Origin of the sequence: Clostridium sp. cel8, from assembly GCF_014050525.1 — a bacterium.
In the GTDB taxonomy this organism is placed as follows: domain Bacteria; phylum Bacillota; class Clostridia; order Clostridiales; family Clostridiaceae; genus Clostridium_B.
In genome coordinates, this window is the sequence record NZ_JACGAG010000001.1 from 72501 (window position 1) to 86171 (window position 13671).

Consider the following 13671-nt stretch of genomic DNA (forward strand, 5'->3'; position numbering starts at 1 on the left):
AGATACAGTTGAATCACCAAAATCCTTTGTTACCTCTATTGTCAAAACGCCATTTTTATTAATGAATCCGCTCAATGCATCGTTTCCTGGCTCGAGTTCACGAGGAACAGATTCCCCTGTTAACGCTGCAGTGTCAACCATTGAGTTTCCTTCTATAACCTTGCCATCGAGGGGAACTTTTTCTCCTGGCTTAACAATAATGATGTCACCTATGTTTACCTCTTCAGGAGATACTTTCCTGATCTCATCGCCAACTTTAAGATTTGCATAGTCAGGACGAATATCCATCAAAGCACTTATTGATTTTCTGGAGTGACCTACAGCTATATCCTGAAACAATTCACCTACCAGATAGAACAGCATAACTGCTACACCTTCTGGATACTCTCCAACGAAGAAAGCACCAATGGTAGCAATACTCATCAAAAAATGCTCACTGAATACCTGACCGCGGGCAATACCTTTTATTGCTCTTAAGACAACCTCTCCACCAACTATGATATAACTAATAATAAACAAGGTAAGCTCAAGCCAATTTTGGAAATTAAAGATGATTCCCACGGCAAATATTGCTCCACCGACCACAAGTCTTATGATTTCTTTTTTGTTGACACCTTCTTCTTCCTCTTCGTTATTTTCGTTTATTTTGGTCTTGGAGTTATTCTCCTCAAAAATGACCTTTACATCTGGCTCTATTTTCTTTACTATGCCTTCAATCTTCTCATTTAACTCAGAGCGGTTGACTTTCGGACTTATTTCCAGTGTTAGTTTCTTCGAAACAAAATCTACTGCAGCAAATTCAACTCCTTCTAGACCGCTTATTTCTTTTTCCATTTTAGCTGCACAATTCGCGCAGCCAAGTCCTTCAAGCATTACTATGCTTTTGTTCACCTTTTTCTTCTCTGCATCAACTATTTTAACATCCGGCTCAAGTTTATTTACAATGGATGTTACTTCTCCAAGAATTTTACCAAATTCCTTTTTATCGACCGCTTCAATTGTCAGCTTCTTAGATACAAAATCAACGGTCGCACTATTTACTCCTTCAAGGCTTTGTGTTTGAGCTTCAATCTTTGCAGCACAATTCGCACAGTCAAGTCCTTCAAGTATTAATACTTTTTTATTGCTCTTGTTAACGGATTTTTCTTTCACTACCACATCCGGTTCGTGCTTGTGCACTATGGTTTTAACTTGCTGTAATGTATTCTTATACTCTTGCTCTGATTCAGTTTCTAAAGTCAATGTCTTGTTCATGAAGTTCATATAGGCTTTGACTCCATTTAATTTATTAACCTCATCTTCAATTTTAGCTGCACAATTTGCGCAATCTAAACCTTCTAAAATTACTTCCTTCTTTAACATTACTGACCCTCCTTTACTTACTTTCTTCTGAAATATGAATTAATCCCTGGTCAAATATTTGCTTTACATGTTCATCTTCAAGAGAGTAGAATACAATCTTTCCTTCTCTTCTGCTCTTTACTAGTTCAGCCTGCTTTAAGACTCTTAGCTGATGTGAAATTGCTGATTGGGTCATATTTAATAAGAATGCAATATCGCAAACGCACATCTCTGATTCATCTAATGCCCAGAGTATCTTAATTCTTGTTGAATCTCCAAAAACTTTAAATAGTTCTGCTAGATCATATAGAGTTTCTTCTTGAGGCATTTTTTCTCGCACTTTATTTACAATTTCCTCATGTATTACATCACAGTCGCATCTTTCAATTGGTTGAATTTTTTTTGCCATATTTATATCACCTCTTTATCATTCAATTGAACACTTGAATAAGCTTTCATATATATTATAAACCTCAATTCTCCGTTTGTCAATAAAAACATATGAGTAATTGTTCAAGTGTGTTTATCTTTTAGCTTTACGGTCAAGACCGCCACCTCTAAGCGCAGCGTAGGTGGGTTTTAATCAGGTGGAGTAGACTCTCCATCTGATTCCCCGATGTTTCAGCTTGCTGAAACGAGTTCACTTATTAGATTATCCCCAAGTATAAATAGAAAAGAACCGCCCATCAAGAAGTATTTCTCCTCAATCGGCGGTCAAATTCGTTTTATTTTTCTATATCAATTTCTACACCAGATTTAAATTCAATAGTTAGTTTATCATCATAGACCGTTATTTTCTCTATAAGTCTCCTTACTAGTTGCTCATCATACTCCTCAAGGAGGGTGGATTGTTCATTTAGGAACTTTTCCATATCTTCTAGTCTTTGCTTGGAGCCTTTTTTGCCAGCTTCTTCTGCTAAAGCCTTATGTCTTTCCTCTCTGAGCCTGTAAATCTCATCGGCTATATCGTTATAATCCTCTTTGGAATTGGCCAGTCTCAAAAGGTCTTTTTGTAATTCCTCTAGCTTTTTATCTATCTCGGAAACAACATTATTGCCCGTTTCACTTATCACTGTTTCTATATTTTCCTTTAAGATAGTTAAAAAGCCATCCTTTTGCCCTATTAGTTTATTAATTGCCTCTACCGTAGCAATACCTATCATATCCTCCAGCACGGTTCGGGAATGACAAGTTAACCCTGTATTCTCAAGTCTACTGACGCATCTCCAAACAATCGATTTTTTACCTCGATTATTCCAATGAACTCTACGGTATATTTCGCCACACTCACCACAGAAGATAATTTGCGAAAATACATGATTTGAACTAAAGTTTCTTTTCTTTCCACTAGTACTTATATGTCCTCTACTTCTACGAACTAACTCTTCTTGTACCTGCATGAAAATTTCACGCGGGATAATGGCTTCATGGTTATTCTCTACATAATACTGAGGTACGATTCCGTTATTCACAACCCTCTTTTTTGTAAGAAAATCTACCGTATAAGTTTTTTGGAGCAATGCATCACCAATGTATTTTTCATTGCTTAATATTTTCCTTATAGTACTGGTATGCCACCTTTTTTTCCCCGCTCCCGTAAGTATGCCATCAGTTTCAAGTCCTTTTTTGATTTTATCCATACTGGAGCCTTCAAGATACTCTCGGTAAATCCTTTTAACAATTTCAGCTTCCTCCGGCACAATTACTAATCGCTTATTTTCATCTTTGGTATATCCTAAAAACCTAGAACAATTGACCATTACCTCTCCCTGTTGGTATCGGTATTGGTAACCAAGCTTTACATTCTGGCTTAGTGACTGGCTCTCTTGTTGCACTAAGGATGCCATAATGGTAAGCATAATTTCACCTTTGGCATCCAGTGTATTGATATTTTCTTTCTCAAAATATACCGCAACATTTTTATCTTTAAGTTTTCTGATGTATTGTAGACAGTCCAAGGTATTTCTAGCAAATCGGCTTATTGATTTGGTAATAACCATATCAATTTTCCCAGCCATACACTCATCAATCATTCGATTAAATTCGTCGCGATTTTTTGTATTTGTGCCGCTGATACCATCATCAGCAAAGATCCCTGCAAATTCCCACTCTGAATTCTTCTTGATAAACTCTGTATAGTGTTCAATCTGCACTTCGTAACTACTAGCCTGCTCATCACTATCTGTAGAAACTCGGCAATAAGCAGCGACCCGAAGTTTTGGTGTTTCATCTTCTTTTCGGCTGTTGCCTACACGTTTAATTGCAGGTATAATCATTACATTTTTATTAACTGCCATCTTGCTGCACCTCACTTTCTATTAAGCTGTATACATATTCCGCTTGTGTAAAAGGATTTGTATACTTCTGAATTACTTGTCCTATGGTAAACTTCTTAAAAATAGTAGGTTCATCTTCTTTCTTGGGTTCAAAGATTCTGCCTAGCTTTTTCGCTCTCTTTACCCTCTCTGCTTCTGCTTTTTCGTAGGTTTCTTTATCAATGATGGCAGGGTAATAATCATCACCAAGATAACGCTCATTTCTTAGCATCCTTCCAGCAGTTCCATGATAAGCATCTATTCCAGCAGTCTTTGCAGCGACCGTTAAGGAAAGGCCTGATAAGTAGCCCTTATACAATTTCCTTACTTTTTCAGCTTTTTCTTCATCGATAACTGCTATTCCATTCTCTATCCTATAGCCATAAGGCATGTGCGCCATTTTCTCACATCCTTTCCCTTAGTGTGATTCCACATTTCAGAACGAAACCTATCTCTACCCTTGAGTAAACGATAATTTTTTCAATATGATCATTGAAAATTTGCTCGTTAAAGGTATTTATCATTTCAGCCTTATTCGTAAACTTTATTAAGTTACTGACTTCCTGCACCTTTGATAATTCTCCATTTAAAGCATGAATTAAAGCTTCTTTTTGCCCCATATAATTATCTGCTTCCATTTTCAGTTCATTGTTTTCTCTGTTAAAAAGGGCAGGTTCTAGATAACCCTTTGCCATAAGCTTTACAAGCAGTTCTCTCTGTTCTGCATTTTTTTCAATTTGCTTCTCTAATTCCTGAATTCTTGAAAGGTTATCAGAGTTGCTCATTCCACGCAAAGCATCTAATAGTGGTTGTAGAATAAGTTTTCTACCGAAAATCAGCTTGTTAATCATAGTAACAAAGGCCGTCTTTATATCCTCATCTCGAATAAACTGCATGGAACATTCTGTTATCTGCTTTAAGTGTTTACTACAACACCAGGCTACATATTTTCTTGTGCCGGACGAATGAATTCGTCTTTTAAAGGTGCTACCACATTCCGAGCAAATAATTTTTCCGGAGAAAGAATACCGATTTTGGTACTTATCATTACGCTTTTCTATTCCCTTTTCTTTTGCCCTTTGATTTAAGGCAGCCTCTACTGCTTCAAACACTTCATGGCTGATAATTGCCTCATGGTGATTTTCTATTAAATATCTGTTTTTCTCACCATAATTGGTGCGCTTATTAAAACGGGAATCTGTATAGGTTTTTTGCAGTATAACATCCCCGGTATATTTCTCATTTTTTAGAATTCCTCGAATTGTTGTAGCGGTCCAACGACCACCTCTTTTGGAGGGGATACCCTTTTGATTAAGATCATCTGCTATTTTCTGTGTACCCTTGCCTGATAGTACTTCTGCGAAAATATACTTCACAATTTCTACTTGCTCAGGGTTTACCACCATTTGTCCATCAATGTTGTCATAGCCATATGGTGGGTAAGAAATCTTAAAAGTTCCGTTCTGAAATCTCCTTTGAATTGCCCACTTGTTATTTTCCGAAATGGAGATTGACTCACTTTCTGCAAGCCCGCTTAATATAGTAAGCATCAGTTCACTTTCCATTGATTGGGTATTGATATTCTCTTTCTCAAAGTAGATATAAATCCCAAGGTCCAACAGTTTACGAACCATCTCCAAACAATCCGTAGTGTTTCTTGCAAACCTACTAATGGACTTTGTAATAATTAAGTCGATCTTCTTATTTTCACAATCTGACAGCATCCTGAGAAGTTCCGTTCGGTTTTCTTTTTTAGTGCCACTAATTCCCTCATCATAATACAAGCCAACATACTCCCATTCTGGGTTTGCCTTTATGTAAGTCTCATAATGGGATTTTTGTGCTTGTAGACTTACTAACTGTTCATCACTACCCGTAGAAACACGACAGTATGCGGCCACTCTTAGTTTAGGTTTGATAATCGATGCAACCTTATTTCCTTCTATTTTCGTTATCTTTTTCATCGCCTCACCTCCTTCTTGGTAGGTCACATATTACCTCTGAAACCCTTATATATCAACGAATTCAGGGCATTATCTCTGCTAAAAAAGGAGAGAAAGATTGGCGATTAAGTGCCTCTATCTTGTTGAATTCTGCTTCCGTTATTAAACCTTTTTGGAGCATCTTTCTAAGTAATTTCTCTGCTTGAATATAATCAAACTCACGCTGTAGCTGCTCCTGTGACATTTTCTTTAATTGGATGCTTTTGTCTATAACCCCATCTGAGATCTTCATAACTTTTTTATCCTCATGCTGATTCATGTAGAATCACCTCCTACCTAATAGCCGCGGGAACAGGTCGAAGTTGAGGATTTGTAAAAATTAAATTAAATCAGAGCATAAAAAAAAGAGCCTGCAAGGGAATAACCCCCACAGGCTATATACATCTAATAGTTAATATTTTTAGGGAAACTCTGTAAAGCTAAAGCATAATTGCTTTTTTACTCGCTCCCTTTGATTAATCATACTTAATAAATGCATCCGTAAATCCTGCCTTTTTAGCTTTGGCAAGCTGTGCCTCAGCATTTGCTTTGACAGTGTATGCACCTATTTGTACACGGTAGTATTTCTTTTGCACTGGTTCTGCTGATTTTTCTTCTTCGTTTAGAAGTTTCTTAACGTCCGCTCTAAAGGTATCCATGGTCTTGCCATGCTTAGGAAACCAGTGCATTACATCCGCATGGTTACTGGCTATACCTTGCTTATAGCCTTCACTATGACAGAGGATATCCTTATCACTAAGTCCATAGAGTTTGCAAAGATATACACAAAGCTCCACTGCTTCCTTATAAACAGCAGAAAAATACGAGGCATCGGTTAGACCGTCCTCGCAAATTTCAAAACCTATATGGGTATTATTCGCATCCCCTCCAGCATGCCAACCACGATGATTCCAAGGCAATGTTTGATAGGTGGCAATGGAGCCATCTGCTAATTTACCAATAAAAGCATGGACGCAAACTTGACGACCTCCGGGTTTATCCTGATTCCAATGATTATTGTATTGGTTCTTTCCGAGCAAACCATCATCTGGACCAACATATCTCTTCAACCATGGGTTGTTAGCCCCTGTTGAATGAACCATTATACCCTTCGGTTTTATTGTTTTGCCTGCTTTGTAACAGGCATTGTTCGTAAGTATTAGTTTGTATAATTTCATTATAATCACCTCAACATTTAATCATTTGGCTCAGGTGTAAGATGGACAGGGTACAGGTGATAGGTAAACTTTAAATCACAATAAGCATTTGATGATGTTCCATCACTTCCCATACAGATATACAGTCCATAACCGGCTGGAACTCTGGCCTGCCGCATTTGAATATGAATGTGCAAGGATTCTGCTGAAGTATTCGATCCGACAGGTGTGCTCCGTTGAATTCTGGTGAACGTCTCCTCATCATTAGAAATATACAAGTCCAGTTCCTTTTCACTAGTATCCGATTGACGACAAAGAGTTATCAAATGGCAATCATAAGCCGTCGTATACAATTCTACGCCCTGACCGCCAATAACCACACTATTAATAGGTAATATCGTGTGCAAAGGACCACGGACACTGTTTGCACCGCCTGAACCCGAGACATTACCCGACAAAATATATCTTGAATAGGCCGAACGGGTGAAGTCACTAATAATAGCCGTTGCTGTGGATGAGAGAGGTATTACGGAAGTCACATTTTCTGCTCTTTCAAGTAGAAAAAGGCTCTCACCTGCCTCAACGGTAGTACTACCTATGGAAAACCTTTGACTTGTCCAGTAAGCTGTACAAATTGGATTTGGATCAGTCCCAATTCCATAGGCAATATTCATTTCGTCATCAATGCCCCTTATAGCTCTAGCAAGTGTCTTAACTGTATTACGAAGGGTGTCTTGAATTAGAACCTGCACATTATTTGCAGCTGGACTACCCAAAGCTGTAACGAAGGTATATGTTATCATGCCAATCACTACATTGTTTCCATTTGCTATATTGCTAAATGTGATGGCTGCCCTCCGGCTAATCATATCCGGTGCACTAGCTGTTTCTATTGGATGCAAATGGTTTAGTAGAATACCTGTCCGCCTATATAAATTTTCGCGGGTATCCTCAACCAAATTGTGTGTTGTATTTAGCAAATCATAGTTGTTGTTTAATAGATTGTAAGTGAGGTTGAGCAGATTATTTATTTCATCAATATCCAGTTCAGCTAAAGCTGAAAGCACTTTATTTAACCATTCCTGTGCTGGAGGTTCTGGTGGTTCAGCAATTCCATCCACAAGAGCATCCTCGACTATGGTTAGTATTCTTGCGCTCTTTCCAACCACATCACCATAAGTAACCCTTATTTCAAGCCGACCAACACCAACAAATGATGTGTCCGTTGCATTGGGCTGCCATGTAAGGACACCATCAGCGTAGTTCGTGACTACCGGATATGCAACCCCATCAGGCCTTTTGTAAATCGCATTTAAGGAGGCACTTGGGTAGTTATCTTCCAGTAGGCTTGATACATCAAACTCAATATTTCGGTAATTGTGTTCACCGCGTCGACCAATGAATACCGTTACCGCTTTTGTTAAGTCAATCATATTTCATCACCTGGCTTAGGAGGTTCCTCATCATGACCATGTAGTTGCTTAAGAACCGCCTTTAGTTTTTCTGGGATGGGTAGCCCAATATGACCTGCATTCTCCAAAATGGATACACCCTCGTTACTTAGGTAGAAAAAGATTACCGCTGTTCGCAAAGCGCTGCCATCGTATCCTGCACTCCCCAAAATTTGTGTATCAAGAATATGAGCGATACCTACCATTACAAAGATGAGCACCTTTTTGAAAATTCCCTTGGCACCAATTTCGCTGGACAGCTTTTTATCTGTAATCGCACAAAGGACTCCTGTCAGATAATCAATAGCTACAAAAGTGACCAGTGTATATAGAAATCCGTCAAACCCGCCGAGAAACCATCCAAGAAAAGCACCAACAGCCGCAAAAGCTAACTGTATCCAATTCCAAATCTCTTTCACTGTAAACACCTCCATTACATTAATTTGTGTATTTAAAAAAGCACCCCTGTAAAATACAAGAGTGCTGTTGCCGTATCACACACCTTACAGCATCAGTATAAGATCGTGGATTTGTTGCATCACATCCGCCTTTGGACGCCCTGTTCCAATAGGGAGCCATGTCACAGGTGGTATATCAAATGCTGCAGAAGAGTCAAAACCATTAACCACTGTAATGATAGTATCAATAGCCTTTCGGATTTCAGTAATGTGAAATGGCCATTTTTTAACTGTTGTTCTTCCCGCAATAATCTCTTCACTCCAAATTACAGGGGATAAGTTGTAATAACTTAGCACTATATTTAAAGCGGTTCGAAGCGTCTGAATATGTGCTGCCTTTACAACAGTCTCATTTGCAGTAATCGTTTCAAAAGGTGGCGGTAATATAGTAAATGTCCTGACAACTTCTGTGCTTGCCGACTCAATATCACTATCAAGACAGCGGAAGGTTACAGTATGGTTTCCTACTGCAAGCGGTTCCGCTTGGTACACCGTACTAACACCATTTCCCAGATAGCCACTCGTAGAAAATCTCTCAGGATTATCCACACTATTAACCCACTCATCTGAATCAATCTTTACTTCCACAATCTGTGTCTGACCGTCTGGTTCAGTGCCTGTAGTAATCATAAAGCGTGGTGTAGTGTTATAAGTAGACTTTCCGGTCATAGGACTGACGATGATCGGAGCAGCAGGCGGACTGTTTTTCTTTACCGTGTTACTAACCACATGGCTTGAAACTGCATCAAGTGTATCTGTTACGCTTATTCGATAGCGGGTATACATTCCAGGTACCGGGGAAGCATTTACCTGATGGGTACCTGAAGTAGCACTTGAAATAATAGTAGTCAATGCTTCATATACCGACCAATTTATACCGTCTGCTGATGTAGCTTGTTGAATAACATATTGCTTGATGGCACTGGTTCCCGGTATCGTTCCGCTCCACATAAGAGTTACTGTATTCGTCTCATATATTGGAGGAGTAGCAGTGAAAGAAGTAGGCGGAATGGGCAGTGTATTTCTGCGGACAGTGTTGCTAGATATAGTCCAGTCAGAATAAAAACTCTCTCCAGCCGTGCCACGTGTCCTAACTCTAAACCTACGGTAATAACCGCGAGTTGTCGGTGGGCTAACAACTACGCTGCCACTTGTTGTTGAGGTAACCGCTATTGTTAATGCTGTCCATGCTCCCCATGTGCTGTTATCTGCCGAGTCACTATATTGAATCTCATAGGATGTGATGGTGTTGCCTGCTCCACTGGATGCACCACTCCACGAAAGAGTAACATTTCCTTCAGCTAAAGTTGAACTTACCGAGCAAGCAGTCGGTGCTCCACAAGCCGTGATATCACAGTAAATGCTATTACTGATTTTTTCCGAGGAATAGACATCGAGATTATCTATCGTCCATACACCAAATTGAGTATATGTTCCTGGAACTCGTGACACGTTAGGATTATAACTACCTCCACTGGCCGATAAGGCCAATATGGTTAGAACGTTCCATGGACTCCATGTGCTGTTATCCGTAGATGTTCTACTGGCAATCTGGTATCCCTTGATTGCACTCGTACTTCCAGAAGCACCGCTCCAAGTAAGCGTGATTGTTTCATCACTATAATTGATTGGAGTAGCAGTCACTGTAGTTGGTGGGCTAGGAACTGTGTTTCTGCGAACAGAGTTCGACGATACTCTCCAGCCTGAATAATAACTTGCTCCTGCTGCCCCCCGAGTTCGCACCCGAAACCTACGATAATTACCCCGTGTTGATGGTGGTGCAACTGACAAGCTGCCACTAGTGGCCGTGGTGGTTACTGTAGTTAGTGCTGTCCACGATCCCCAATTCAAATTGTCAGCAGAATCACTATACTGTATCTCGTAGGAGGAGATGGCATTATTTGTACCACCGGAAGCACCACTCCATGATAATGTAACATTGTCCTCCGAGAGGGTTGCACTCAATGAACAGGATGTCGGAGCACTACAAGCTGTGGTTCTTATTGCCCAGTTAATGGTTAACACTATCTGGCTTAAATCATCTCTGGCTCGAAATCCCATATAGTTTAGTGTGCTGGAGCCAGCATCCATGAATAAACAATTACTAGCTCCACTACCGATGGAATCAATGAGTGCGGTGGAAATTGCGATATCCTTTGTACCCTGTCCGGCAGAAACAGTATAGCTATATCCAGAAGTAACTTTCGTAGGTCTACTCCCGGATATGCTGGTACCCGAACTAGGAGATGGCAAACCATATGCATTTCCAGCATATAGTGTTATCGTTCTGGCTGAACCCCAATCACCTGCAGCTATCCTAACAAGACGAATACTGGCAGAGGTAGGATAATAGTTTGCATAGGTATTTCGAATACTTGTAAGGTCAAATAACATGGCACCAACATTCTCATAATTATTGGCTGGGGCATAAACCCCTTGTCGAACGTAGTCGGTTACACCCGCAATCCAACTGCCATTACGCCATGTACAAGCATTTATCGCTTGATAGGTTGCCATAGAAATTCACCTCACTCGTAAACCGCCGATACCAATGAGTTCACTAACCCACAAAGGCTGGTGTTTAATCTGGTATCAGTAATGTTATTTGCTGCTATTGATGTAGCTGCAGCAGGTACAAGAACGTCTGCAATACCGAGTTCATATACATCGCTGGTTCTTGTTAAGTCTGGGGCCACTGGTGTAGCAGCTGGAGTCCCTGTAACAACTGCAAGCTGAATATTCCTGCTGATTTGGCTTAAGCGAACAACAATCCGGTCAATGCGTGGATTGCTACCGTGCGCTGTAGTGAGAGGCATATTTAACGCATCTGTATTCTCATATCTATATCCATTAATCCACGCACTTCCAGCCGCCACGCTTACTGCCAATCCCATCCCTGGTGATACCTGCAGATTTGTAGCTGTTTTATAAAATATCCCGTTTGAAACAAGACTTCCAAAGTATGCTGCAAAATCCGTGGCATCATAGACTCTATCTCCATCGGATGAATTGAAAAATCCGCTTTTCTCCATACAAAAATTCCTCCTTCCTAGATGGTTTTCGTATACTCGATAACCACGTAGCCCGTATAATCTGTCCGGTCAATACCAGGTTCAACAACGACATTTGTTTTATCCACATAGAGACCGATTTGTGAAGCAAAGTTGTTATACCGTGCAAGCGGTAGTGGCAAGAAGGTGGTGCCATTTGTTGCAAAGCCGGATAAACTAACAACTGTACTTAGGTTTGCTATGCCATGGGCTACACTCCCAGGAGTAGCGTTGGGAAGGGAGCCGAGGTTTACTACTTTTCGATATATTGCCTTACCATCTATCCATAGACGCCCTGTGTTTTGTTCTGTCATAGAGTAATCAGTAAACGCAGAGGAGATTTTAGTTGCTGTAATCGTTCGTTCTGCAATCTTTGTACCAGTGACCGCTCCATTTGCAATCCGTGCTGTAGTTATTGGATCGTTATTAATATTTAACCAGTTCGCTTCACCAGACGGATTGTTAAACACAAAAACAGATATCACATAAAACGTCATGGTGTTGCGAGATATAAAAAATCCCATTGCCCGCTGATATCCGTTTCCCGTGTTATCCCCGCTATGCTTTACCAGAAAGACATGCCCGTCATCACTTGGCTGATCACTGAATTTGTTGCCGCTCCACGAGGTGAAGTAAAAGGCATCTCCAGGGCTCATATGGTGCAGGGCATACTGACCGATCGATATAGCTCCTTCTCCAACAATTACCTCAAGTGAGGGCAGTTTCCCAAACAGATTGTTGATACTATCGGTAACAGTATCTCCTTGGATATTGGGGTCAAGGTCATGAATATCTCCAAGTGTTTCTGACACATTGCCTAACGCTTCTGCAATATCAGAGATGCCAGTTGGGGCAGATAATGCAGTTTTAATCTCACTCATATCAGAGCGAATTTTTTGAGCTATTGTTAGCTCGCTCTTTCCGAATACTACACTGATGCTTTGACCGTCCGCGTCATATGTCTCCTCCACTTCAGCGATTCGTGTTGTCATAGATACACCCCATGCTTTGGAAATAACCTTAACAACCTGCCCAAGGTCAAAGTCTACCTTATAAGTCAGGTTGCCATGTGGGTTAACTGATGTATCAAATGAATAACGTATTACTTGCTCATTTAGCTTGCTCTGCCCACGAAAAATCAGCGTATTGATATAATCCACTCCAAAATCTTCTGCCCGTAGGTCTTTAGCATCCACAAAAATCTCATGTCGAGATTCTCCTGATCCACTTGTAATTGCTACAAATGTCCGCCCTGCACCTTCGCCCTCCCCACCAACAAGAGCGGTGTTAGCAAAATCTGCTGCACTTACTGTATAAACCTGCTCAGTTAGGTTCTCATACTCCTTAGAGAACACTGCCTGTGATTCAGTCCCCTTATACAGCATTATTGTAAAAACCCCTGTTTCAGGAGTAAAAATAGTCTTGATACCAACCTCCGAAACTTCACATAGTTCCGTCACTGCGTCCATCAAGTTGCGGTATGAAATTTGGGTGCTAATGGGTATATCCAGGCTTGGAGATGAAAAGGATATACCGCTGATCTTTCTTGCTACATCAGAAGGTTTGATAAGGTTATTTTCTATAAGTTGCTCCACACAATCAGAAATGTCACCGGACAATTTCTCCGTTTGCCATACAATGCGTCTAGCAAGAAAGGACGTGGCAAAGCGACCACTTACCGTAATAAATTCCTGATCCGTCTGAGACAAGGAAAGATGCTCAATAATCCCAGCTTCTTCATCATCGTTCTTCCAAATGATATTTCCTTCTTTTAGAAGTTCGGCATTCTCTTGTGTGGCTATGGCTTTTAATTCAAATGAACCACACTGAGAATAACGCCGTGTCCATCGAAGATATTCGAAAGATTCCACGATGCCCACAAGCTCCCGGTTTGTATTAAAGATATATAGTTCCATA

12 protein-coding genes (1 of these 12 cut by a window edge) are annotated in these 13671 nt (G+C 40.3%); all 12 read right to left on the minus strand.

All coding sequences use genetic code 11. The annotated features are described in order from the left end of the window. Window positions 1-1362 carry the 5' portion of a heavy metal translocating P-type ATPase gene (locus tag H2684_RS00360; protein ID WP_182087396.1) on the minus strand. The gene continues 1236 nt to the left of window position 1, outside the view, so only the first 1362 of its 2598 coding nucleotides appear in the window; it begins with the start codon at window positions 1360-1362; its stop codon lies beyond the left edge, outside the window. A gap of 13 nt (window positions 1363-1375) precedes the next feature. Continuing rightward, a complete protein-coding gene (locus H2684_RS00365) occupies window positions 1376-1750 on the minus strand; it encodes a metalloregulator ArsR/SmtB family transcription factor (protein WP_005584884.1) in 375 nt (124 codons plus the stop codon). Window positions 1751-2066: 316 nt separating this feature from the next. Continuing rightward, window positions 2067-3638 (minus strand): recombinase family protein, encoded by a 1572-nt coding sequence (locus H2684_RS00370; protein ID WP_182087397.1) that lies wholly within the window; start codon window positions 3636-3638, stop codon window positions 2067-2069. Beyond that, a complete protein-coding gene (locus tag H2684_RS00375; RefSeq protein WP_182087398.1) occupies window positions 3628-4056 on the minus strand; it encodes a recombinase family protein in 429 nt (142 codons plus the stop codon). The genes H2684_RS00370 and H2684_RS00375 overlap by 11 nt, the downstream gene beginning before the upstream one ends. Before the next feature lie 4 nt (window positions 4057-4060). Then, a complete protein-coding gene (locus H2684_RS00380; RefSeq protein ID WP_182087399.1) occupies window positions 4061-5620 on the minus strand; it encodes a recombinase family protein in 1560 nt (519 codons plus the stop codon). Window positions 5621-5681: 61 nt separating this feature from the next. Then, on the minus strand, window positions 5682-5891 hold the full coding sequence (locus H2684_RS00385) for a DUF1974 domain-containing protein (RefSeq protein WP_165000833.1): 210 nt from the start codon (window positions 5889-5891) through the stop codon (window positions 5682-5684). A gap of 223 nt (window positions 5892-6114) precedes the next feature. Beyond that, window positions 6115-6816, minus strand: coding sequence for an N-acetylmuramoyl-L-alanine amidase (locus tag H2684_RS00390; protein ID WP_182087400.1), 702 nt, complete (start codon window positions 6814-6816; stop codon window positions 6115-6117). A 17-nt stretch (window positions 6817-6833) separates the two neighbouring features. Then, window positions 6834-8228 carry a hypothetical protein gene (locus tag H2684_RS00395; RefSeq protein WP_182087401.1) on the minus strand — a complete coding sequence of 465 codons (1395 nt, stop codon included), beginning with the start codon at window positions 8226-8228 and terminating at the stop codon, window positions 6834-6836. Then, on the minus strand, window positions 8225-8665 hold the full coding sequence (locus H2684_RS00400) for a phage holin family protein (protein WP_182087402.1): 441 nt from the start codon (window positions 8663-8665) through the stop codon (window positions 8225-8227). Before H2684_RS00400 ends, H2684_RS00395 begins: the two co-directional genes overlap by 4 nt. Window positions 8666-8749: 84 nt before the next feature. After that, window positions 8750-11221, minus strand: coding sequence for a hypothetical protein (locus H2684_RS00405; protein ID WP_182087403.1), 2472 nt, complete (start codon window positions 11219-11221; stop codon window positions 8750-8752). 11 nt (window positions 11222-11232) lie between these two features. After that, window positions 11233-11736 carry a hypothetical protein gene (locus H2684_RS00410; RefSeq protein ID WP_106024194.1) on the minus strand — a complete coding sequence of 168 codons (504 nt, stop codon included), beginning with the start codon at window positions 11734-11736 and terminating at the stop codon, window positions 11233-11235. Between the two features lie 17 nt (window positions 11737-11753). Then, entirely contained in the window at window positions 11754-13670 is a 1917-nt protein-coding gene (locus tag H2684_RS00415; RefSeq protein WP_182087404.1) for a siphovirus ReqiPepy6 Gp37-like family protein, read from the minus strand. Window position 13671 lies beyond the last annotated feature (1 nt).